At 62.6% G+C, this 23,024-nt stretch carries 16 protein-coding genes; 4 read left to right on the forward strand and 12 right to left on the reverse strand.

Going from position 1 to position 23,024, the window contains the following annotated elements; genetic code table 11:
- Positions 1-4: 4 nt before the first annotated feature.
- The 11 genes from RA302_RS28850 to RA302_RS28900 all read right to left on the reverse strand — a co-directional run bounded on the left by RA302_RS28850 (position 5) and on the right by RA302_RS28900 (position 15,712).
- Positions 5-838, reverse strand: a complete 834-nt coding sequence (locus tag RA302_RS28850; RefSeq protein WP_030537953.1) for an NmrA family NAD(P)-binding protein — start codon at positions 836-838, stop codon at positions 5-7.
- 14 nt (positions 839-852) lie between these two features.
- The gene (locus RA302_RS28855) at positions 853-2,796 is read right to left on the reverse strand and encodes a hydantoinase B/oxoprolinase family protein (RefSeq protein WP_007735492.1); all 1,944 of its coding nucleotides are present in this window, start codon (positions 2,794-2,796) and stop codon (positions 853-855) included.
- Positions 2,796-4,895, reverse strand: a complete 2,100-nt coding sequence (locus RA302_RS28860) for a hydantoinase/oxoprolinase family protein (protein WP_007735491.1) — start codon at positions 4,893-4,895, stop codon at positions 2,796-2,798. The genes RA302_RS28855 and RA302_RS28860 overlap by 1 nt, the downstream gene beginning before the upstream one ends.
- 281 nt (positions 4,896-5,176) lie before the next feature.
- Positions 5,177-5,848 (reverse strand): carbon monoxide dehydrogenase subunit G, encoded by a 672-nt coding sequence (locus RA302_RS28865; RefSeq protein ID WP_007735490.1) that lies wholly within the window; start codon positions 5,846-5,848, stop codon positions 5,177-5,179.
- Positions 5,845-8,367 (reverse strand): aerobic carbon-monoxide dehydrogenase large subunit, encoded by a 2,523-nt coding sequence (gene cutA / locus RA302_RS28870; RefSeq protein WP_030537954.1) that lies wholly within the window; start codon positions 8,365-8,367, stop codon positions 5,845-5,847. Before cutA ends, RA302_RS28865 begins: the two co-directional genes overlap by 4 nt.
- Positions 8,364-9,008 (reverse strand): (2Fe-2S)-binding protein, encoded by a 645-nt coding sequence (locus RA302_RS28875; protein ID WP_003946048.1) that lies wholly within the window; start codon positions 9,006-9,008, stop codon positions 8,364-8,366. Before RA302_RS28875 ends, cutA begins: the two co-directional genes overlap by 4 nt.
- A 2-nt stretch (positions 9,009-9,010) precedes the next feature.
- The gene (locus RA302_RS28880) at positions 9,011-9,913 is read right to left on the reverse strand and encodes an FAD binding domain-containing protein (protein ID WP_030537955.1); all 903 of its coding nucleotides are present in this window, start codon (positions 9,911-9,913) and stop codon (positions 9,011-9,013) included.
- Positions 9,914-10,002: 89 nt separating this feature from the next.
- Positions 10,003-11,442, reverse strand: a complete 1,440-nt coding sequence (locus tag RA302_RS28885; RefSeq protein ID WP_003945984.1) for a solute carrier family 23 protein — start codon at positions 11,440-11,442, stop codon at positions 10,003-10,005.
- Between the two features lie 292 nt (positions 11,443-11,734).
- Entirely contained in the window at positions 11,735-12,958 is a 1,224-nt protein-coding gene (locus RA302_RS28890; protein ID WP_063315392.1) for an aminotransferase class III-fold pyridoxal phosphate-dependent enzyme, read from the reverse strand.
- Between the two features lie 40 nt (positions 12,959-12,998).
- On the reverse strand, positions 12,999-14,477 hold the full coding sequence (locus RA302_RS28895; protein ID WP_007735205.1) for an amidase: 1,479 nt from the start codon (positions 14,475-14,477) through the stop codon (positions 12,999-13,001).
- A 125-nt stretch (positions 14,478-14,602) separates the two neighbouring features.
- Positions 14,603-15,712, reverse strand: coding sequence for a ring-opening amidohydrolase (locus tag RA302_RS28900; protein ID WP_007735206.1), 1,110 nt, complete (start codon positions 15,710-15,712; stop codon positions 14,603-14,605).
- 223 nt (positions 15,713-15,935) lie between these two features.
- Between RA302_RS28900 and upp the strand changes: the two genes are divergently transcribed.
- The 4 genes from upp (at position 15,936) to RA302_RS28920 (ending at position 21,373) form a co-directional block, all read left to right on the forward strand.
- Positions 15,936-16,559 carry a uracil phosphoribosyltransferase gene (gene upp, locus RA302_RS28905; protein ID WP_007735207.1) on the forward strand — a complete coding sequence of 208 codons (624 nt, stop codon included), beginning with the start codon at positions 15,936-15,938 and terminating at the stop codon, positions 16,557-16,559.
- A 92-nt stretch (positions 16,560-16,651) separates the two neighbouring features.
- The gene (locus RA302_RS28910; RefSeq protein ID WP_030537715.1) at positions 16,652-18,349 is read left to right on the forward strand and encodes a PucR family transcriptional regulator; all 1,698 of its coding nucleotides are present in this window, start codon (positions 16,652-16,654) and stop codon (positions 18,347-18,349) included.
- A gap of 289 nt (positions 18,350-18,638) precedes the next feature.
- Positions 18,639-19,865: a CoA transferase gene (locus RA302_RS28915; RefSeq protein WP_030537716.1), complete on the forward strand. Its 1,227-nt coding sequence runs from the start codon at positions 18,639-18,641 to the stop codon at positions 19,863-19,865.
- On the forward strand, positions 19,862-21,373 hold the full coding sequence (locus RA302_RS28920; RefSeq protein ID WP_030537717.1) for a carboxyl transferase domain-containing protein: 1,512 nt from the start codon (positions 19,862-19,864) through the stop codon (positions 21,371-21,373). Before RA302_RS28915 ends, RA302_RS28920 begins: the two co-directional genes overlap by 4 nt.
- Before the next feature lie 87 nt (positions 21,374-21,460).
- On the opposite strand, the gene RA302_RS28925 is transcribed toward RA302_RS28920, so the two are convergent.
- Positions 21,461-22,894 (reverse strand): solute carrier family 23 protein, encoded by a 1,434-nt coding sequence (locus tag RA302_RS28925; protein ID WP_003946008.1) that lies wholly within the window; start codon positions 22,892-22,894, stop codon positions 21,461-21,463.
- Positions 22,895-23,024: the final 130 nt, after the last annotated feature.

Genomic DNA, 23,024 nt, shown 5'->3' on the forward strand with positions numbered 1-23,024 from the left:
GGATTCAGCGAATCAGGCTCTCGACGCCCATCGGTCGGCGACCCAGAAGCAGTTCGACGGCCGCGCTGCCGGCAAGAAAATCATGGTGGTTGTAGAACTCGAACATCGCCGCCAGACGCGAGCTGGCGTTGACGTCAAGGCTGCTGCCGATCTGTTCGCGCCATTGATCCACGCTGATCTGATCTATCGCGACGGTCCGTGACGTCTGCTTTTCCACCATCTGTGCCACCTCCATGACGCTCAGAGCTTGCGGGCCGCCCACCTCGTACGTCGCTCCGTGATGTTCACCCGAGCCCTCGCTCAGTACGACCGCGGCAACAGCCGCCACGTCCGCCAAACTCACGAACGAGAACTTCGTTTCCGCGCTGTACGGCAGGACGATGGTGTCAGACCGACCAGTGAGTACCGCCTCGAAATTCTGCGCGTACGCACACGGTTGCAGCACAGTCCATTTCAAGGGTGAACGATGCAGCTCGTCCTCACACCTGGCTTTGTCCAGGTGATGCGGCATGGACGGGCTGAACGGCCACGCGACGGAGTGATAGACAAAGTGCTCCACTCCCGCCGATGCCGCTGCCGTCAGCGCATTGCGAAGCAGTGCGGGCTCGTCGGGATGGACGTTCGGGGCAATGAAGTACACGCCTCGGCACCCGGCGAGCGCCTTGCGCAGTCCGCTTCCGGTTTCCAGTTCTACCTCGAAGTCCCCGTCGACACGCGCCTTTCGCACCAGTCGCCGAACTGTCACGCTCGGCGGCAGTGCAGCGACGACTGCCTCACCGGTCTTACCCGCGGCGCCGATCACCGCGATGTCGGCGCCGCGAGCAATTCCGTTCTCCATGAGAGTTTTCCGTCCTAGACGTAGTCGTAGACCGCTGAGGTGGCGCCACCGGAAAGCTGCGCGTAGCCCGGACCCCGATCGAAGAAGGGTTCGTTCTCACCGCGTTCCGAGCGCAACTGATCCCGTAGCTCCGTGGTAGCAGCCTCGTCGACGGTCGGCTCGTCACCCTCGATCACGACGACAACGCCGTAGTCGTCGCGTGCACCCTCTACGGAAACCTTGCGCCACTGAATGTCTCGCAAGACCTCTTCGGTCGGGCGCTCCAGTGGATCTCCCCAACCGCCACCACCGGTGGTGCGAATCCGTACGACCTCGCCGGCCTTGATCGGCTCGGCATCGGTCAGCGCGTCGAACTCACGCTCGTTCGGTCCACCCGGATCCAGGACGACGGAGAACGGCCGACCGGCCTTGCCGCCCTTGACTCCCCAGCAGGCGAGGATCGAACGGTCCGCGATGGACATGAAGTGAGCATCCTTGAGCATGCGGATGTGCTTCTCGTATCCCAGACCGCCGCGGTAGCGTCCGGCTCCGCCCGAATCCATGGCCAGACCGAGCTTTTCGACGATGAAGGGGAAACGGCTCTCGGTGAATTCGGTCGGCAGGTTCCGTGAATCGGGAACGACGTGAATCGTGTCCTCGCCGTCGGCGTAGTAGCGTCCGCCGGAACCTCCGCCGAGCACCTCACGCATGAGGTACGAGTGACCCTCGAAGTCCTCACCGTAAACACCGGTGTACCTGATGGTCTCCTGATCGGCGGGCATGTTGCCGTCCACAGCCTTGGCCACGACGCCGGCCAGCACTCCGAGCAGACGGAGGATGACAAACGTGCGCGCGTTGGTGGGAGCGGGGAAGATCGGGGTGATCAGTGTTCCCTTCTCGGGGAACTTCATCTCGATCAGCGGTACGACGCCCTCGTTGACATCCAGTTCGGCCATGCGCTCCGGGGTGTCCGCGAGGTTACGCAGAATCGGGGCCAACCACTTGATGAGGAAGTTTCCGTCCGCGTAGTCACCGCAGTGGTTGATCGGACCCTTTGCCTGCGGTCCGGTTCCGTTGAAGTCCAGGATGAGTCGCTCGCCGCCCTCGTCCTCCGGCCGCGTCTTCGTGAGCGTGATGCGCTGGATGTGGAGCATCGGCTCGTCGACGCCGTCGTGCTCGGCGTAGTCCTCCCACGTGTACTCACCGACCGGGATCTTGCTGAGGATCTCGCGACGGTACGTCTCGGTGGTCGCGTCCATCATCGCGTCGAAGCACGACTCGACGGTGTCGACGCCGTAGCGCTCGAACAATTCGGTGAGTCGACGCGCACCCATCAGGCACGCCGAGCACTCGGCGTCGAGGTCAGCTGCCAACGCATCCGGCATACGGGAGTTACGCGTCATGATGCGCAGTGCCGCCTCGTTGGGAACTCCCTGGTCCCACAGTTTGATCGGCGGAACCATCAGTCCCTCTTCGTACACCGTGGTGGCGCCGGACGGCATGGAGCCGGGGCAGCAACCGCCGATGTCGTCGTGGTGACCGAATGCCTGAACGAACGCAACAACCTTCGGCTCGGCATCGGGAGTGACGCGGGCGAAGACAGGCACCGTGACGCAGAGGTCGGGGAGATGGCCGATGCCACCTTCGGACAGGTAGACGTCGTTGTGGAAGTACACGTCTCCCGGCTTCATCGTCTCGAGTGGGAAGTCCCGGGCGATCGGATGCACCAGCGCGGAATACGAACGGCCCGTGAGCTTGCGGAGGTTCCGGTCGTGAATACCGGCGCGGAAATCGTGAGCGTCACGGATCATCGGTGAGCGCGAGGTGCGCGAAATGGAGGTCTCGACCTCCATTTCCACGCTGGCGAGGTAACCGGCGACGATCTCGACCAAAATCGGATCAGGTGACGCGCCGTCGGTAGCGGTGAGTCGGTACGGCTTGGCCGCGGTGGCAGCAGCAGCATCGAGAATGGCGGTCATCACTTCACTCCGTTCGAGTCGGAAGACTTCGAGATACGAATGTTCCCGAAGGTGTCGATACGTGCCGAGAATCCGGGATGGATCGGGACAGTCGAGCTGAACTCCTCGATCACGGCCGGTCCTTCGATGACGTCACCCGCACCGAGCAGTGTGCGATCGTAGGTGGCCGTTTCGACCCAGCTGTCGAAATACGATTGACGCGAACCGGTTCGAGCGGTGTCGGCGCCGGTGCCGGCCGGGATCTCCTTGAGCGTCGGACGCTTGATCGGGCCGATGCCACTCACGCGCAGGTTGACCCATTCCACGTGCTGCGACGGGTCTCCCCGGAAGTCGTAGCCGTACAGCTCGCGGTGCGCCTGGTGGAACGCCTCGGCCGCGTCGTCCATGATCTGCGTCGTGACGGTACCTTCCGCCACCGGGACGCGTACCTCGAAGGCCTGACCGAGGTAACGCAGATCCGCAGTGCGAGAGTACTTGCGCTGCGTCTCGTCGAAACCCTCTTCGGCAAGCGCGATCTCGGCTTCGCCGGCCAGCGCGTCGAACTGGCTCTGCAGGTCTTCAGCCTTCAACCGGTCGTGACGACTGACGTGCGTCTGGACGTAGTCGTTGCGGACATCGACCGTCAGCAGACCGAACGCGGAGACGTTACCCGGATTGAGCGGGACGAGAACGTCTTTCAGACCCAGGATGTCGACGAGACGGCAGGCGAGCAGGGAGCCGGAGCCGCCGAACGTCACGAGGGTGAAGTCGCGAACGTCGAGGCCACGCTTGACGGTGATCTGACGCAGGGCGTTGGCCTGGTTCCATGCCGAGACCTCGAGGACGCCGACCGCGCACTCTTCGAAGCCCAGACTGAGCTGTGTTGCAAGCTCTTCGAGGCCCTTGCGTGCCAATTCCGTGTCGAGAGGAATCTCGCCACCGAGTAGGTGGGGTGGGATGCGACCGAGCAGGACGTGCGCGTCGGTGATGGTCGGTTCGCTGCCGCCCTTGCCGTAGCACAACGGTCCGGGATCGGCGCCGGCCGACTGAGGGCCGACTCGGAGGGTGTGTTCCGGCGTCATCCACGCGATCGACCCACCACCGGCGCCGACGGTCACGACGTCGATCATCGGGATCTTCGACGGGTAGTTGCCTACTCGCCCTTCGGTGGTCAGCGCGGGCTCGCCGCGAACCACGACGGTGACATCCGTCGACGTTCCGCCGCCGTCACAGGTCAACACCTGCTCGACGCCGGCGGCGTCGGCGATCAGCGCAGCACCGAGGGCTCCGGCGGCCGGTCCCGACAGGACTGTCGTAATAGGCTGGTGAACAACCTCTTTGGCCGACAGGACACCGCCGTTGGACTTCATGACGTAGAACGGGATGTCGCGGGGTTCACCGTCGGTGGTCGAGAACTCACGCAGACGATTCGCGATGTTGTTCACGTAGTTGCGGATATTCGGCTTGACCGCGGCGTCCACGAGTGTGGTGATGGACCGCTCGTATTCGCGGTACTCACGCAGCACCTGGCTCGAGATGCTCACCGTCGCATCGGGGAAAACTTCGAAGAGGATGTCGCGTACGCGCTCCTCGTGCGTCGGATCGGCGTACGAGTGCATGAGGCAGACGCCGATGGTCCGGATCCCGCGGTCCTTGAAGAACTGCGCTGCGCTGCGAACGCTCTCTTCGTCGAGCGGACGAATCTCGCTGCCGTCGAAGGAAAGGCGTCCACCGACGGTGCGTACACGATCGGCGGGGACGATGCGTTCGGGCTTGACCCAGAAGTACGAGTTGCCGTAACCGTCCGGCACCGACTGACGAGCGATTTCGAGAACGTGCTCGTAGCCCTCAGTGGTGATGAAGCCGAGGTTCTCGACCTTGCCTTCGAGCAGCTTGTTCGTCGCTACGGTCGTGCCGTGGCTGACCGCACCGATCGAGTCGCCACTCTCACCGAGCTTGGCGAGCACTTTCTCGATACCGGCGAGAAAGCCCTCGGCGGGGTCCGCCGGGGTGGACGGGGTCTTGGTGGTGACGATGGCGCCGGTTTCGTCGTCCACTGCCACGATGTCGGTGAACGTTCCGCCGGTATCGATACCGACCCGAATCTTCCTAGGTTCCACGCTTCCTCCTGAGATCTTTGGCTCGTCTCGTCTGGTACCGATCGACGGTTGCGGCCTAGCCGGTAAGTGGCTCGTACCTGACGTGTAGAGCTATTCCACAGGTTCGGAAGAGCGGATTCTTTGTCACAATTCGCCGAATCGGGGGACCAAGGTTCGGCGCACGATCACGAGCGGATCTTCGCCGGCGCCCCAGTGGGTTACGCGGACGTGAAAAACGCCCCGAACCTGGTCGGTTCGGGGCGTTTACCTCATCGTGAATCAGCTGTTGACACCTACGCGAACTACTCGCGACAACCAGAACGCGCCAGGAATCCGCCTATAGCAACACCTGACAAAGCAATGGCTGCGCCGACGACGGCGCTGACCATCACCGTGCGAGCATCTGTGCCGCCCGCTGTCGGTGCAGCGGCCGGAAGAACCGCCGGTGCCGCGACAGCTCCGGAAACTACCGGCGCGCCTTCGACCGCCACTGCCGGTACCGCCGCCGCCACGGCGGCAGTGACCTTCTCGGGAATGCCGTTGGCAATGACGCCGTCGATGCTCTTGAAGAACACCCCGGCCATCTTCTTGGCTACACCGGTGATCATGCGCTGCCCGACGCCGCCGACCATCCCGCCGACCACGGCGTCGGCGTCATACGAAAGCAGCGTGCCACCCTCGTTCTCCGTCAAGGTGACCGTGACGTCCGCCTTCACCGTGCCGGGAGCACCCGCCCCCGATGCCGTCATGACAAACGAATTGGGCCGATTCTGTTGCGACAGAACAACCTCGCCGTCGTAGACGCCCTTGATCGACGCAACTCCCGCCATGATGGAGAGCTTGTAGTGATTGTCCGTGAGCTGCTCGAGCGACTGCACACCGGGAATGGTCGCGGCCAGTACACGACCGTCCTGGAGCTTGTCGTAGACCTCTTCGCGAGGTGCCGTCAGCTGCGCGGTGCCGGCGATTCTCATGCATTCTCCTCTGATGACGAACCCGCGTGTGCGAGTCGAAGTTCGAACAGTTCGGACGGTGAAATGGGCATGGACGTGATCGAGATTCCTTCGGCGTCCTCGATGGCAGCCGCGATGACGGCGCTGGTGGGGATCACACCCGCCTCACCGGCACCCTTCATTCCGAGTGGGTTGAGTCCCGACGGCGTGACGGTGTGATCCATCTCGAGCGAATCCGGCATCTCGGTGACGAACGGCATCAAGAAGTCCATGTACGACGCGTTGAGCATCTGCCCGTGCTCGTCGTAGACGATCCGCTCGTAGAGTGCGCCGCCGATACCTTGCGCAACGGCGCCCATGACCTGACCTTCGACGATGCGGGGGTTGATCACGTTTCCGCAGTCGTGGATGACAACGTAACGACGCACCGTTATTTCCGCTGTCACGGGATCGGTTTCGACGATCGCCGCGTGCACTCCCGAAGCGAAGGTGGAACTGGGCGGCGAGTAGTAGCCGGTTGCTTCCAGACCGGGCTGCTCGCCCTCGGGAATCGGCGGCTTCGACATGTCCGTGTCGGTCTTGGCGAAACCGGTGGCCAGCTTCGACTCACGGTCGAACGCATATCGTAGCGGGTTTGACAGCACGGCAACAACACTCAGCGGTACGGACGTACCTTCCACGCCGGCTTCGGTGCCGATCTTGCACACGTGGCCTTCCCGGAGTTCCAGTTCGGTTTCCGGCAGATCCAGGATTCCGGACGCGATCTTCTTCGCCTTCTCCGCGACCATCTGCGCTGCGACGTGGAAGGCCGAACCTGACATGACCGCACCACGCGAGGCGAAAGTGCCGACGGCATAACCGAACCGGCGGGTATCACCCGTGACGATCTCGACGTCGGAGACCTTGACTCCGAGGTCGTCCGCAACGATCTGGGCGAACGCGGTCTGGTGGCCCTGACCCTGCGTCGTCAGGCCTGTTGCGGCCTTGACCTTTCCGGACGTCTCGACCACGACGTGCGCACCCTCGTAGGGTCCGGGTCCGGTTCCCTCGACGTACGCACCGATACCGATTCCGACCGACCGACCTTCGGCGCGAGCCTTCCTCTGGTACTCGGGAAATCCGTCCCAGTCGATGAGCTTCTTGAGCTTTTCGATGCCTGCCTGATAGTCGCCCGTGTCGTAGATCAACGGGCGTCCGTCCTGGAACATCAGGCCGAAGTCGTACGGCATGTCCTCGGGGCGAATGAAGTTCGCCTCCCGCACCGCGATCTTGTCCTTGTTCAGGTACTTGGCGATGGCGTCCATGGATCGCTCCATCGCGAACACGGCCTGCGGACGTCCGGCGCCGCGGTACGGGGTCACGATCACGGTGTTGGTGTACAGCGAATAGGCGTTGACCCGGAACGACTTCGGCTTGTACGGCCCGAGAACCTGCGTCGCGGTGTTGATCATGACGATGATCCCGTACGGCAGGTAGGCACCGTTGTCGTGCCAGAACGTGAAGTCGAACGCCAACAGACGACCCTCGTCGTCGAATCCGATGTCGACCTTCTGGATCTGCCCGCGCTCGTGTGCGCTCGAGATGAAGTGCTCACGGCGATCCTCGACCCACTTCACCTCGCAGGAGATACCGGCCTGGCCGAGGCGTCGAGCGGCCCACGTGATCATGACTTCTTCGGGCCACGGGTGAACGATCTTGACGCCGAATCCGCCGCCGACGTCAGGAGCGATGCAGTGAACCTTGTTCAGCGCCATCCCCAATCGCGCGGCGATTGCGGCGCGGGCGGACGTGGACGTCTGGGTGGAGGTCCAGAACGTGAGGGTGTTCTCGTCACCGTCCCAACGTGCGTAGACGCCCTTGCCCTCCATCGGCATGGAAGCCGAACGCTCGATTTCGAGATCCAGCGTCAGTCGGTGCGGCGCGGCGGCCAGTTCGGCATCCAGATCTCCGAACCCGTGCTGCAGGTGAGCGGCGACGTTGTCCGGAACGTCGGCGTGGACGGCGTTCGCGGCGGTGCGAGCGACGTCGATCCCCACTACAGGCTTCAGCGCCTCGTAGGTGACGTCGATCTTCGCGCAAGCGTCCTCGGCGATGTACCGGTTGTCGGCGACCACCATGGCGATGGCTTCTCCGACATGCTTCACCTCGTCCTTCGCGAGGGGATACCCGTTGCGCGGAGCGATGATTCCCGGATGAGGAATGAGCAGTGGCAGGTTCTCCGCCATTTCCGGCGTGTCCGCGAGGAGATCTTCGTAGGTGTAGATGGCATGTACGCCAGGCACTTCCAGCGCCTGGTCGATGTCGATGTCGATGATTCGCGCATGGGCGTGCGGCGACCTGACGAATGCCGCGATCAGCGCGTTGTGGCCCAGATCGTCGAGGTATCGCCCCTGCCCGCTGAGCAGACGCGTATCTTCTTCGCGCGGAATCGGTTTACCGAAGAACTTGCCGTCGTCGGCAACCGAATGATCGGCCGTCGAATGATCGGAAGCGGGGTGCTTCGCCCCGTTGCGCTTTGCTGGTTTGACCGGAGTACTCATGCCTTACCCGCCCGTCCTCCGACAGGATTCGTTGTTCCCCGCACCTTGCGATCCAACGCCTCCCGAGTGGACGCGTCGTCGATTCCGAGCGGGAACTGCCCGGCCCGTTCACGCTTGATCTCGGCTGCGCGCAGAACCGACGCCCTGATGTTCTGGTACCCCGTACAACGGCAGAGGTTTCCCGCTATCGCGTCGGTAGCTTCCTCCCGCGTGGGGTTGGGGTTCTCCTCGAGAAATGCCGCGATGGTCGTCACGAATCCCGGAGTGCAGAATCCGCACTGCAGACCGTGACAATCCTTGAACGCCTGCTGAACCGGATGCAAAGTGCCGTCCGGCTCGACGAGGCCTTCGACGGTGGTGATCGATCGACCTTCGAGGCTGGCCGCGAGGACAAGGCAGGATCGAACAGGCTTTCCGTCGAGCAGCACGGTGCACGCACCACACACGCCGTGTTCACAACCCACGTGCGTGCCCGTCTTACGGAGGTGGTGACGAATGGCATCCGAAGCCAGAGTGCGGGAGGGAAGAACGACGGTGTTCGTCACCTCGTTGAGCGTGAACGTGACAGCTACATGGTGCTCACCGGTATCTGCTGCCAGCTCGGCAAGTTGATCATCGATGGAGCGATCGTTTTTGGACATTGTCACCACTTTCCTGCCAGTACTGCGTTCTCACTGAGAGCATCCGTTGCCGCCGCGAAGCCGACCCGCGCCGTGAGCGCGGACACCAACTGCGAGCGGTACGCCGCCGTCCCGTGAATGTCTGCCTCGGTATCTATCTGCGCGCGGGCGCATTCCCCGAGGGTGCGCCACCGCGGGTCCCGCTGATCCGTCGCGGACGCCCCCGCCAGTACGTCCGTGTAGTCCACGACCTGCCCCAGCTCTCCGGCGGACACGTACGTCATGTGCGCTTCGGTCACCAGACCGTCGACCACGCGAATCCGGGCGACGACGCCGACCAGTGCATAGTCACCGTGACGACGCGCGATCTCGTCGATGGCGGTTCCCACGCCGGGTTCGGCGGCGGGCACCGACACCGACACCGCGATCTCGTCTGATTCCAGGCTCGACTCGAGAGGGCCGGCGAAGAGATCCGTCGACGCGATCTCGCGGGTGCCACGCACCGACTGGACGGTCACGCTGCCCCCGAGCAGCGTCAGGACTGCCGGCATCTCCGCCGACGGATCGGCATGGACGATGGAGCCGACGCTCGTCCCGCGGTTACGGATCGTGGGGTGCGCTACCAACTGCAGAGCACGGTTCAGCAGAGGCTGGACTCGACGAGCACCTTCGTCGGCCGCCAGCACCGAGTGCGTGGCCAGGGCCTGGAACCGCACTCCTTCGTCTTCGGACGAGGTCACCGAGGCGAGGTTCGGGATCGATCCGATGTCGACGATGTGGGCGGGCGCGGCGAGGCGCATGGACAGCAGCGGCACAAGCGATTGCCCACCGGCGAGCACCTTCCCCTCGTGAGAGACCTCGGAGAGGATTCGGCACGCGTCCTCGACCGAGGACGGTCGGTGATAAGTCAGCGGCGACGGTTTCATTACTCAATCCTGCCTCTATGAGTCACTTCACGTTTTGTGCAGATGTGACAACGGTCACGGGTCATACCTGGCATACATTCAACTTGGCATCACGTGAGCTGCGCCACGGGCTCTTCGCGTTCGTCATCTGACGCATTCGCCCCCGGCGTTGCGCCCGGCCGCCTGCCGGACTTCGGCCTGTTCAGTTCAGGGTTCCAGGACCCTACGAGCCGGCAGAGGTGGTACATCACGATCAAGACGATGGTGCCGAGCGCGATACCTCCGAGCGAGAACGTGTCACTGAACTTCAGCGCCGTGTCGCCGATACCGATGATCAGACCGGCGGCAATCGGCATCAGATTCAGCGGGTTCCCGAAGTCGACGCCGTTCTCTTTCCAGATCTTGGCGCCGAGCAGACCGATCATGCCGAACAGAACCACAAGAATTCCGCCCAGGACGCCGCCGGGCGTCGCCGCCATGACTGCTCCGAACTTAGGCGAGAAGCCGAGCAGGATCGCGATGAAACCCGCAATCACGTACGCGGCGGTCGAGTACACCCGCGTGGCAGCCATGACACCGATGTTCTCGGCATGAGTCGTCGTAGGGGAGCCGCCTACTGCGCTGGCGATGGCGGTGGCAAAACCGTCACCGGCAATGGCGCGTCCGATGTACGGGTCGAGATCGTCGCCCGTGATTTCGGCGACCGCCTTGACGTGTCCGGCGTTTTCCGCGACCAGTGCGATGACACCGGGAAGCACCAGAACGATGAACGTGAGGCTGAACGAGGGAGCGTGGATACCGACGATCCCGTTGGCTTCGTCCGAGAACGGCGGCAACCCGAACCAGGACGCCGAGTGCACCGAATCCCAGTTGACACGAAAGTGCTCGGTGGGTGCGCCGCTACCACTGGCGGACGTGATCGGACCGGAGAGCCGGTCGAGGACCCACGAGAAGATGTAGCCGAAAACCAGCGCGACGAGAATGGCGATACGTCCCAGGAAGCCGCGTAGCGCAACGCTCATCACGATCAGTGCAACCATCACGATCAGTGCCACCCACTGATCCTGCGGCCAGTACAACCCCGCGACCACAGGCGCCAGGTTGAAGCCGATCAACATCACCACAGCGCCGGTGACCACCGGCGGTAGCGCTTTACTGATGACGCCACCGCCGAGAAAGTGGATGGCGATGCCGACGAATCCCAGAACCAACCCCGACACCAGAATCGCACCGGTCACTTCGGCCGTCGTTCCACCTTGGGCACGAATGGCGGCAACGCCACCGACAAAAGCTGCGGATGTTCCGAGGTAGCTGGGGACGTGCCCCTTGACCACCAGCAGGAAGAAGAGCGTACAAAAGCCTGACATCATCACGGCAAGTTGAGGATTGAGGCCCATGATGATCGGGAAGACGAACGTCGCGCCGAACATCGACACGACATGCTGGCCGCCCAACCCGATGGTTCTCGCCCAACTGAGTCGCTCGCCGGGAGCGACCACTTCGCCGGCTCCGATGTTCTTTCCGTCTCCGTGCAACGTCCAGATCGGCATGACGAGACCTTTCGCAAAGGAGGAAGGTGTTCGAAATGCTTTGTGCCCCAGCTCACAAACACCGTGTCTGGAGTGAAACGCTAATGCAGGACCGAGATTTGGACGTGATGACAATCTGCCAGAACCCACTCACCGAGATTGGCAACAATGGTGGCAGATGATGCGGGCAGGGGTCATCGTCAGTGTTGGAGGCAGTTTCGACCGAAATGAGGACCACGCCACGAAGGGCCCAAACATTTTCTTCGGCTTAATGATTCCGTAACACGATGTCTGTCAACGGAAAACGACAGTCCTAGCCGAGGGCTGCGAGGATTCCCGCTGCCATCTCCGCGACCTGATCATCGGTCATCACAAACGTCGGCGAAATCTGCATCGCACCCTGACCCGCCGCGCGACCCGAAATACCGTGCTCGCGAAGCGTCTTCACGAACGGCAACGCCTCCGCCGGATCAGCCAACTGCACAGCAGCAACCGCACCGAGCCCACTACGAACCTCCGCCACCCGCGGATGCTCCGCCAACGGCTGCAGATGCGTATGCAACGACGCCTCCAAACGCTTCGACTCCGCGAGCAGATTCTCACGCTCGAGAATGTCGAGGTTCGCCATCGCCGCAGCAGCAGCACCGGCATGCCCGCCGTACGTGTACCCATGACGCCACCACGAACCCGCATAGAACGGCTCCGCCACCCGCGGCGCGATGAACACCGCACCCATCGGAACATAACCCGACGTCAAACCCTTTGCCGTGGTCATCATGTCCGGCTGCAAATCGAAACGAGTAGACGCGAACCACTCACCACCGATCCGGCCGAAACCGGTCACCACCTCGTCGACGACAAACAGAATGTCGTGCTCGCGGCAGATGTCACGCACCTCCGCCAGATACCCCTCCGGCGGCAGATACACCCCACCCGCACCGATGATCGGCTCCGCGAAGAACGCAGCGATCTTGTTCGCACCGACCCTCTCGATCAACTCGAGCAGACTCTTCGCATCATCCCAGCCGACCGTCGCCGCATCCGCCATCAGCTCGCCGTACCCCTCACGGTTCACCGGAATACCAGCGAGAGCCGTTCCGGCAACGTGCATTCCGTGATACGCCTTCTGACGACCGACGATAATCGCCTTCTCCGGCTGCCCCACCTCGTGCCAGTACCGACGAGCAAGCTTCGCCGCAGTGTCCACCGAATCCGAACCACCCGAAGTGAAGAAGATCTTGCTCCCGGCAACCGGCGCAATGGCCGCCAACCGCTCCGCCAACACCTGCGTGGTCTCGGGAACAAAATCACCGAAATTCGAGAAATGAGCGATCTTCGACAACTGAGCCGCCACCGCATCCGCGATCTCCGTGCGCCCGTGCCCGACATTGGTGAACCACAGACCCGCCGTCGCATCCAGATACCGAGTGCCCTCGCGGTCCCAGATGTACGCGCCCTCACCGCGAGAGACGACAAACGCGCCGTTCTTCTCCACAGCGCCCATGTCCGCGAACCCGTGCCACAATGCCGAAGCCATCGTCTTTCTCTCCCAACTGGATACGTTCGAAATAGATCGGTCAGTTCACGCGGAGTGCGGGCGGAAGAACCCGCTCGACCCACTGGGTTGCCTGCTCGAATGCGTAGGCGAGTTGGAGTACGTCCAAGTCGGCTCCGTGCCGACCGATGATCTGGATACCCATGGGAAGCGAACGATCGTCGAAGCCGACCGGCATCCCCGCAACCGGAACCCCGGCCATCGTCCAGGGAACAACCGTCTCCATCCACCGGTGATACGTGTCCATCGACCGGCCGTCGACGGTCTCGGGCCAGTGAGTGTTCTTGTCGAAAGGAAACACCTGGGCACTGGGCGCAAGAATGTAGTCGTAGGTTTCGAACATCTTGGTAATGGCCGACAGCCAGCCGTTGCGGGCCTCCGCGGCCTTGGTCACGTCGAGAGCCGACAGTGTGACCGCGTGCTCGAGTTCCCACAACAGTTCGGGCTTCATCAACTCGCGCAAGCTCGGATCGTTGTACTGATCGATCAAGCCGAGCTGTGCCCACCAACGCCACCGCAAGAACAGTTGCCAGATGTCCTCGGGTTTGAAGTCGGGAAGCGCCGCCTCGACGCGGCACCCCAACTGTTCGAAGACCTCGAACGAGGATTCGCACAACTCGAGAACTCCAGGTTCGGTTGCCAGGTAACCGTTCCAGTCACCGACCCATGCGATCCGAGAGCCCTTCAGATCACGTGCGAGGCTTTCGGTGAATACCGCGGGATCCTCACGAATCCCCAACGGTGCATAAGCATCCGGCCCCGCCATCGTGGAAAGCAGGTGAGCCACGTCGGTGACGGTTCGGCCCATCGGGCCCACAACGGCGCCCTGAGCGATGAATCCCGTCTCCGGTATCCGACCCCAGGATGGTCGAAACCCAACAACGTTGTTGAATGCCGACGGGTTTCGGAGCGAACCCATGTAATCGCTTCCATCAGCCACCGGCAACATGCGGAGCGCCAACGACGCTGCGGCGCCACCGCTGCTACCGCCGGCAGTGCGCGAATTGTCGTACGGCGACACCGTCGTACCCCACACCGGGTTGTACGTCTGGGATCCGAGCCCGAACTCCGGTGTGTTCGTCTTGCCGATCACGATGGCACCGGCAGACCTGATCCGCTTGACGAACAGTTCGTCATCTTCGGCGATTCGATCCGCGAACATCGGCGACCCGGACGTGAACGGCAGACCCTTGGCTGCCGAAAGATCCTTCACCGCATGCGGAAACCCGTGCATCCAACCGAGATACTCCCCACTCGCCAACTGCGAATCACGCTCGCGCGCCTCCGCCGTCAACGCTTCCCGATCCCGCAATGCGACGATCGCGTTCACCGCCGGGTTATGTAATTCGATCTGATCGAGGAAGCTGTCCATCACCTCGACACACGACACTTCACGCCTGCGTATCAGACCACTGAGCGTGACCGCATCGGCCATGACGAGTTCGCGATTCTCGGGCGCACCGGAAACGCTCTCGTCGACAGGGTCAGCAGCATGAACCATCGTGAATCCTTTCAAGCAGTGAAGTGGGGTACGCCGCGGCGGACTCGCCGACACCGGCAACTGATTCGAGGACGAATTGCCGGTGGCGGCGCGACTGTCGAGGTTTCCAGCGAGGTTCTTGCCTACTACTGACCGAGATCGACGATGGCAGCGACTGGGCCGCCGCCCTCGGGACCCTGGTGCGCTGCCGATACCGAGACGAACACTGCCGGATCGCCGGTGACAGCTGCCGTGACTCCGCCGACACACGACTTGATCTGGCGGTGCCAGTGCACGTCGGAGTCGTCGAGCATCGCATTACGACGGCCACGGACCGTTCCGTCTTGACTGGCCTCGCACTTCAAGAACACGTTGACGAGTTGACCGTCCAGGTCGCTCGAGTGCGGCCGCTCCGGAAGTTCGAGTCCGGCGTCACGGATCGCCGCCCAGATGCCGTCCTGGTCGAGCGGATCCTTCATCACGCTGTGGCCGATCCGGTAGCGTCCGCCGACGCCGCGTGCGTTACCGACGACGACGATCTGCGCGCGGTCCAACTCGACGCCGGACGAGCAGGATGCGACAGAGGAGAAGAGTTCGCGGCTGTGCATGACATCCTCGTCGGTCGGCATGTCGATTTCGCCGAGCGCAACCGCGATCCCCAGAGCCGTTCCGCCGTTGGACAGGTCCATCGACTCATGAGTCTGTTCGGTCCACACAGTCTTGCCGCGGCTCTTGGCGTCACGGATGGTGTGAATTGTCAGCAACGGAGTCTTGGTCTGTACGTAGTGCACGTCGGCGGGATCGGTGATGCCGGCATTGGCCATCGCGTCTTTCACTGCCGCAGCAACTTTGGTGATCATGGCCGTACGGCCGATGTCCTCGGGCAGCAGTTGCTCACTCATGGCGACACCCACGGTCAGTCGCGGCTCGTCGGTCTTGGTGACCTTGTCTGCCGGCACGGTCGCGAAGATCGTCGCGTGCGGGCTGATCACGCCGTCCGTGCCGCCGGACCAGACGATCGGCACCTCCGCCACTTCTTCGGGGCTGCGATTACCCTTGGCGGAGAGAACCTCTCGGAACGCTCGGTCCGCGATGATGCGCGTGTAGTCGTTGACGCCGCCGTTACCCTCGGTTTTGCCGATGACTGCAATGACGCGGTCGGCCTCGAGGACACCGTCGTCGATCAGCTTGGCGAGCTCACTGGCGTCGGAGACGCTGTGTAGCGGAACCTTACGGACCTCGATTGCTTCGGGCATTGGCATCTCCTTGTATAGGGAATCGTGGAGGCAAAATTGAGCCTTGACAGCTCCGGGCGCTCAGTCCAGCCGAGCGGTTCGGAACTGCCGTGTCGACCACGCTATGACGACTCGAACCCATCGGCATCGTCAATACTTGCCCAAACGAAAACCGCGATTGGTTATTTCGACTCCGATTCACCGGTTGTGCGCCGCCCCATCGGTTCTCACTTACGATTCGACCATGGACACCACTGTTGTCGACCATCCGCTGGCGGCATCGCTGCTCACGACCATGCGCGACGCTCGCAGCGACAACGCAACGTTCCGGTCCGCCTTGCGCAGACTGACCCATATGTTGGTCTACGAGGCCATGCGCGGCGCAGAACTGGAACAGTTCGACATCGAGACGCCAGTTGCTCCGACGCTGGGGGTGCGGCTGGCGAATCCACCGCTCCTGGTCCCGGTCTTGCGAGCGGGCCTCGGCATGGTCGAACAGGCGAGTGCCCTTATTCCGCAGGCAGGCGTCGGTTTCGTGGGAATGGCACGAGACGAGAAGACACACCAGCCGGTTCCGTATCTGGAGTCCCTGCCAGCTGATCTGTCGAGCACCCCCGTCTACGTCCTCGATCCGATGTTGGCGACCGGTGGATCCATCGTCCGCACAATCGATCTGCTCATTGCACGCGGAGCCACCGATGTGACTGCAATATGTGTCGTCGTGGCTCCGGAAGGGATCGAAGCACTGAAGAACTCCGGACATCCGGTCCGGCTCCTCACAGCGAGCATCGACGACGGCCTGAACGAAAATGCTTTCCTGATACCTGGACTCGGAGACGCGGGCGATCGCCAATTCGGGCCGCGGTAGTTGGCAGACATACGGAGAACCGCTCATTCCGAGAGGCTATTTTCGTCAACTGTTGACAATGTTCGTCGCGTGATCGAGCGTAGTCTCGCGACATGGATAGATCTGCCAAATATTCGAGCGAAGAGCTTCAACATTTGCCAGAAGGTGGCGACTACAGACTCACAGTTCGGGATGTCCTCGAGCTGCCCAGTCTGCGTGGAGCCGAAGTCCTTGCCGGGCACGGGGGCTTACGCCACCTCGTTCAATCGGTGAACGTGATGGAAGTACCGGACATCCTCGCTTGGGTGAAGCCGAACGAGTTGTTGGTGACAACCGGGTTCCCGCTGCGCTACGGGCGAACCGGCGAGCTTCTCGACGACACAGATCTCAGTGACCTCGTCGACGGTCTTGCACGTCGAGGAGTCGCGGCACTTGCCGTGAAAACGGGCCGTTATCTCGACGAGCTGCCCGAGGCGATGCTGCACATGGCAGAGCAGCGAGGGATTCCGCTGTTGGTTCTTCCCGTCACCGCGGGATTCGACGAGGTGATCTCGGAGGTCTTCACCAAGTTGGTGGCGAAGCAGTCCGCGGCACTCGACATTGCCGATCGACTTCACCGCTCGTTGACGTCGATCGTCTTGGAAGGTGGCGATCTACCTCAGATTGCCGCAGAATTCGCCGCGCTTTTCGACGTCAGCGTTCTGATCTGCTCGCCGGACGGAAGGGTATTGACCGAGGCCGGGGATTCAGCCGCGCTGAATGCGCTTCCGTTGTTCGAAAGCACCGGTCGGTTCCTGACCGAGCGGGTCGCCGTCGGTTTACAGAACGCGCCCAAGGGATTTCCCGGCCAGTTGGCGCTCACCCGAGTGGTGGCCGGCGGCACCGACCACGGCCGGATGGTGGCGTACGCCGGCACCCACGAACTCGGCGCAGTTGTCGTTCAAGCGCTGGAGCGAGCGGCCACCGTTGCCGCGCTGGCCGTCACCAAACAGCTGGCAGTTGCGGCAGTGGAATCCAAGTTCCGCGGCGACTTCCTCCGCGACGCACTGATAGGCGAAGCCGGCTCGCCTGCGGAAGTGAGCGCGCACTTCACCCAGTTGGGGTGGGATGTCACTCGTCCACTTGCCGTTGTGGTTGCAGAACTCGACGTCGATCACCCGGAATCCCAGCACGCGAATTCCACTCGCACGGACCAAGATCGACTCAGCGACGGCTGGCAACAAGTGGTACGAACACACGAGCGGACGGCGCCGTCCGTCGGGTTTCGACACGAGGTGGTCACGCTTTTCCCGACCAGCACCGACCGTGCGGTTCGGGACATCGAAGGGTTGGTGCGCAAGGTTGCCGGCGATCGCACCAGCGGCCGCCGATCCTTCAGCACGGGAGTGAGCCGGGTGATCTACTCCCTGGCCGATCTACCCGCGGCCTACGACCAAGCCTGTACAGCCGTGGTCGTCGGCCGACGTATCAACGGGCCGGGGCAGATCGCACACTTCGACGAACTCGGTGTACACCGACTCCTCTCGCTCCAGACGGACAAGAGCGAACTGCGTTCGTTCACCGATGACGTTCTGAAGTCCTTGTCGGCGGACAACGCCGAAGCCGCTGACCTGCGTCTGACACTCCAGACCCTGCTCGACTGCAATTGCAATGTCGCCGAGGCCTCCCGGGCGCTGCACATGCACTACAACACTTTGCGATACAGAATCGGAAAGCTGGAGAGCGTCGTCGGATCGTTCACCGACGACCCCGTCCTTCGATTGAACGTCTCACTCGCCCTGCAGGTCATGAAGATGCACGAAATGTCATGACTTCGCACGATATGAGCTGACAGAACGTCCCGATAACGGTTCGATACAACCGCAATCGCGCCGCCCGGTGAGCGTTCGTCACTTCTTACCCACCACTGACACCCGTCGTCGGCAAGGTTACCCATGTGCCGTTCACCGGTGCCCGCTTACGGTTCGAAAGACGGGCCGCACATACCTCCTTCAGTGGCCCTGGCCGGTTTCTCGGTCCAGCGGACCGGAGTCGACCGAACTACGGAGGCCTCAACCACCAACTGGCTCAGCCAATTACACCAGAACACGGCGGTGCGACATGAACTCGACTTCGAAGCCTCACAACACAAGTGCTCGTAGTGGTCCGTTACACGACGTGATAGTCGTCGACCTCACGCGCGCACTCGCGGGTCCTCACGCGGCAATGATGCTCGGCGATCTGGGTGCCGACGTGATCAAGGTCGAATCACCTCACGGCGGCGACGACACCCGTGGGTGGGGGCCGCCTTTTGTGGAGCCCACGTTGGAACCACCGAACACGCAACGGGAATCGACGTATTTTCTGTCCACGAACCGGAACAAGAAGTCGATCACGCTCGATCTGAAATCCGACAGTGGGCGCGCGACCCTCGAAGATCTCGTCTGCCGCGCCGATGTTCTCATGGAGAACTTCCGCACCGGAGTTCTCGATCGACTCGGATTCTCGACCGAGCGGCTGGCCGAACTCAATCCTCGACTGATCGTTCTGTCCATCAGCGGTTTCGGCCACGACGGCCCGGAAGGCGGTCGCGCCGGCTACGACCAGATCGCCCAGGGGGAAGCCGGACTCATGTCGCTGACCGGCTCGAGTCCGGACGACGTTCAACGAGTCGGAGTTCCGATCGCCGATCTTCTCGCCGGAATGTACGGGGCGTTCGGTGTCGTCGCGGCTTTGAAGGAACGCGAGCAGACGGGGAGAGGCCGCGTTGTCCGAACGTCGCTCTTGGCCAGCGTGGTCGGTGTTCACGCGTTTCAAGGAACGAAGTGGACCGTCGCCGGCGAGGTAGGCACAGCGCAGGGCAACCACCATCCCTCCATCGCACCGTACGGACTCTTTCGTACCGGCGATGGCGCAGTGCAGATCTCGGTCGGCAGCGAAAGCCTGTGGAGAAGATTCTGCGAAGGATTCGACCTCGACCCTGACGCCCCGGGTATGGCAACAAACGCCGAACGCGTCGAAAATCATTTCCAGGTCGTCGAATTGATCGAACGTACCTTCAAGCCGTACTCGCGTGACGAGCTTCTGACCGAACTCGACCGCATCGGAGTACCGGCAGGACGGGTTCGGACGATCTCCGAAGTGTACGAATGGGAGCAGACCCGATCACAGGGATTGCTCGTCGACGTCGACCACAGCACGCTCGGAAACATCACACTGCCCGGTCCACCGCTACGATTTTTCGATCCGGACGGAACCGAGGTGACGGAGACCCGCCACACTGCACCTCCGGTTCTCGGTGAAGACACTGACGAAATCATGTCGTGGCTACAAGGATTCACCCGATGAACCGCCTGACGGCTCGCGACTTGCTCGACCTGGTGATCGATGCCGGCACCTGGGAATCGTGGGATACCCCTCCGATTCCCGTCGCGACCGACTCCGACTACGCCGAAGCACTTCTGCGGGCCCAGGAGAAGACCGGGCTCGACGAGTCCGTCCTGACCGGAAGCGCCTCCGTCCGAGGCCGCCGTGTGGCAATCATCGTCTGCGAGTTCGGTTTTCTCGGTGGTTCGATCGGCGTGGCGGCGGGAGAACGCCTCGTCGTCGCCATCCGTCGAGCCACGCAAGAGCAGCTGCCCCTTCTTGCGCTTCCCACGTCCGGGGGAACGCGTATGCAGGAGGGGACGACGGCGTTTTTGCAGATGGTCAAGATCACCGCGGCGCTCATCAAGCACAAAGAAGCGCACCTGCCCTACATCGTCTATCTCCGAAACCCCACCACCGGAGGCGTATTCGCGTCCTGGGGATCACTCGGTCACGTGACGATCGCGGAACCGGGGGCCCTCGTCGGATTCCTCGGCCCTCGAGTGTTCGAGGCCTTGTACAACTCACCTTTCCCCGCCGGTGTCCAGACAGCGGAGAACCTTCACGAGCACGGACTCATCGATGCAGTGAGGCCGCCAGACCAGCTCGCCGAAATCGTCGAACGCGCATTGCGCATCATCACCGGGGCGCATCGTGGGTACTTATTGCCCAGTGACCCGTGCTCGTACGATTGCCCACCCGATACGTCGGCGTGGGAATCCGTCGTCGCATCCCGGCGCGAAGACCGACCGGGGATACGGGAAGTGTTGCTCAATTCCGCCTCGGACATGCTCCCGCTCAACGGAACCGGCCAAGGCGAGAACGATCCCGGCATCATGCTCGCGCTCGTTCGCTTCGGCGACATGCCCTGCGTCCTTCTCGGACAGGACCGGCGCGGACAGACTGCTCACTCCCCACTCGGCCCCGGCGCTCTGCGGGAGGCTCGGCGAGGTATGCGGTTGGCCGCAGAACTCGACCTGCCGCTGGTGACGATCATCGACACAGCGGGCGCGGCACTGTCGAAGGAGGCCGAAGAAGGCGGACTGGCGGGCGAGATCGCTCGGTGCATAGCCGACATGATTTCACTCGAGGTCCCCACCATTTCCCTCCTGCTCGGGCAGGGCACGGGCGGCGGCGCCCTGGCACTGATTCCGGCCGATCGAGTGCTGGCGGCCCGCCACGGTTGGCTCTCGCCCTTACCTCCCGAAGGTGCGAGCGCGATCATGTTCCACGACGTCACGCACGCGCCGGACATGGCAGCCAGTCAAGGGATCAGGTCCTTCGATCTGCTCGCGGGCGGCATCGTCGATCGGGTCATCCCCGAATTTCCCGATGCCGCGGACGAATCCGCCGCCTTCTGCACTCGCGTCGGAGCGGTACTGCACTACGAGCTGAGCGTGCTCAGTACTACCGATGCGACTGAACGGCTCAACACCCGCACCGAACGCATCGACCGTATCGGCCTGGTCGAAGCCAGTACCTCCGTCTGATCGATCAGTACCCAGAACACCGGAAAGGCCGGACATCCTCCGCGGAGGATGTCCGGCCTTCGTCGATCGAGCACACTCAGCCAAGCGTCACGTGAGTTGCTTGGCGGGTTCCTCCCGATCGCCGCCGGGAGTCTTCGAATCCGGCTTGTTCGGTTCCGGATTCTTCGCATTCAGTTCCGGGTTCTTCGAACCGATGAACTGGCACAGGTGGTACATCCCGATCACGACGATGGTGCCGAGCGCGATCCCGCTGAGCGAGAACGTGTCACTGAACTTCAGAGCCGTGTCGCCGATACCGATGATGAGGCCGGCCGCGATCGGCATGAGGTTGAGCGGATTGCCGAAGTCGACGCCGTTCTCCTTCCAGATCTTCGCGCCGAGCAGACCGATCATGCCGTAGAGCACCACGGTGATTCCGCCGAGAACACCGCCGGGCGTCGCCGAGATGACGGCACCGAACTTGGGGGAGAAGCCGAGCATCATGGCGACGATGCCGGCAACCGCGTAGGCGGCGGTGGAGTACACACGGGTCGCTGCCATGACACCAATGTTCTCGGCGTACGTCGTGGTGGGCGAACCGCCGACGCTGCTGGCGATAGCGGTGGCGAAACCGTCACCGGCGAGCGCACGTCCCATGTACGGGTCGAGGTCGTCCCCGGTCATCTCGGCCACGGCCTTGACGTGGCCCGCGTTCTCCGCGATCAACGCGATGACACCCGGAAGGACCAGGATGATGAACGTGAGGCTGAACGACGGAGCGTGGATGCCGACGATTCCGTTGGCCTCGTCCGAGAACGGGGGAAGGCCGAACCACGACGCCGACTGCACCGAATCCCAGTTGACGCGGAAGTGCTCGGTGATCTGACCGGTGCCTGCGTCGTAGGAGGTGATCGTCCCCGAGACCCGGTCGAGGATCCAGGAGAGGACGTAACCGAAGATCAGCGCCAGGAAGATGGCGATGCGCGCCATGAAGCCGCGTAGCGCGATACTCATGACGATCAGGGCCACCATGACGATCAGAGCCACCCACTGGTCCTGCGGCCAGTACAGCCCCGCGACGACGGGTGCCAGGTTGAATCCGATCAACATCACCACCGCGCCGGTCACCACTGGCGGAAGAACCTTGAACACGACCCGGCCGCCGAGGAAGTGGATCGCGATACCGATGGCCGCCAGGACCAGTCCGGACACCAGGATCGCGCCGGTCACCTCTGCGGACGTTCCGCCCTGGGCGCGAATGGCGGCGATACCACCGACAAAAGCCGCCGACGTACCGAGGTAGCTGGGAATGCGTCCCTTGACCACCAACAGGAAGAAGAGCGTACAGAAACCCGACATCATCACGGCAAGTTGAGGATTGAGGCCCATGATGATCGGGAACACGAACGTCGCGCCGAACATCGACACCACGTGCTGGCTACCCAGCCCGATGGTTCTTCCCCAGCTGAGCCGCTCGCCGGGAGCGACCACTTCACCCGGTTTGATGTTCTTTCCATCTCCGTGCAACGTCCAAATCGGCATGATGGGACCTTTCGTGCAGAGGAAGGTGTCCGAACGCTGAGTGTGCTCCAGCTCACAAAACACCGTGACTGGAGTGAAACGCTATTACAGCGCAGGGGTATCGACGTGATGACAATCTGCCAGAACCCAC

Source organism: Rhodococcus sp. DN22 (assembly GCF_036669995.1).
Lineage (GTDB): Bacteria > Actinomycetota > Actinomycetes > Mycobacteriales > Mycobacteriaceae > Rhodococcus_F > Rhodococcus_F erythropolis.

Bases quoted from the DNA above. Each gene is read 5' to 3' on its own strand.
- RA302_RS28855 (WP_007735492.1), bottom strand. From the start codon at position 2,796: ATGACCGCCATTCTCGATGCTGCTGCTGCCACCGCGGCCAAGCCGTAC.
- RA302_RS28880 (WP_030537955.1), bottom strand. From the start codon at position 9,913: ATGAAACCGTCGCCGCTGACTTATCACCGACCGTCCTCGGTCGAGGAC.
- cutA (WP_030537954.1), bottom strand. From the start codon at position 8,367: ATGAGTACTCCGGTCAAACCAGCAAAGCGCAACGGGGCGAAGCACCCC.
- RA302_RS28895 (WP_007735205.1), bottom strand. From the start codon at position 14,477: ATGGTTCATGCTGCTGACCCTGTCGACGAGAGCGTTTCCGGTGCGCCC.
- RA302_RS28925 (WP_003946008.1), bottom strand. From the start codon at position 22,894: ATGCCGATTTGGACGTTGCACGGAGATGGAAAGAACATCAAACCGGGT.
- RA302_RS28910 (WP_030537715.1), top strand. From the start codon at position 16,652: ATGGATAGATCTGCCAAATATTCGAGCGAAGAGCTTCAACATTTGCCA.
- RA302_RS28865 (WP_007735490.1), bottom strand. From the start codon at position 5,848: ATGAGAATCGCCGGCACCGCGCAGCTGACGGCACCTCGCGAAGAGGTC.
- RA302_RS28915 (WP_030537716.1), top strand. From the start codon at position 18,639: ATGAACTCGACTTCGAAGCCTCACAACACAAGTGCTCGTAGTGGTCCG.
- RA302_RS28900 (WP_007735206.1), bottom strand. From the start codon at position 15,712: ATGCCCGAAGCAATCGAGGTCCGTAAGGTTCCGCTACACAGCGTCTCC.
- RA302_RS28920 (WP_030537717.1), top strand. From the start codon at position 19,862: ATGAACCGCCTGACGGCTCGCGACTTGCTCGACCTGGTGATCGATGCC.
- RA302_RS28850 (WP_030537953.1), bottom strand. From the start codon at position 838: ATGGAGAACGGAATTGCTCGCGGCGCCGACATCGCGGTGATCGGCGCC.
- RA302_RS28890 (WP_063315392.1), bottom strand. From the start codon at position 12,958: ATGGCTTCGGCATTGTGGCACGGGTTCGCGGACATGGGCGCTGTGGAG.
- RA302_RS28885 (WP_003945984.1), bottom strand. From the start codon at position 11,442: ATGCCGATCTGGACGTTGCACGGAGACGGAAAGAACATCGGAGCCGGC.
- RA302_RS28875 (WP_003946048.1), bottom strand. From the start codon at position 9,008: ATGTCCAAAAACGATCGCTCCATCGATGATCAACTTGCCGAGCTGGCA.
- upp (WP_007735207.1), top strand. From the start codon at position 15,936: ATGGACACCACTGTTGTCGACCATCCGCTGGCGGCATCGCTGCTCACG.